The following is a 248-nucleotide window of genomic DNA, read 5'->3' on the forward strand; positions in this document are numbered from 1 at the left end:
ATCCGCACGCCACTGCCGACGCGCACTCACGGGCACTTCGCTGGTCTTCTTGCTCCAATCCGCCGTCACCATCGTTGAACACCTCTCGATCGAGGTGTTGCGACAACCAGTTGAATCCGCCCTGCGATCCTCGGTCCGAATGCACGATGCAGCCAGCGACGTCACCGCGGCGGGAAGCAGCGTTGTCCAGGGCGTTCACCGCCAGTCGCGCCTTCATCCGGTCGCTGATCGAGTAGCCCACGATCCGG

The 248-nt window shown here is 63.7% G+C and carries 1 pseudogene; it reads right to left on the reverse strand.

From position 1 onward, the window contains the following. Positions 1–248, reverse strand: a pseudogene (locus tag GSY69_RS15505) (hypothetical protein); the annotation flags it as partial.

The sequence above is a fragment of the Brevibacterium rongguiense genome, assembly GCF_009857845.1.
Lineage (GTDB): Bacteria > Actinomycetota > Actinomycetes > Actinomycetales > Brevibacteriaceae > Brevibacterium > Brevibacterium rongguiense.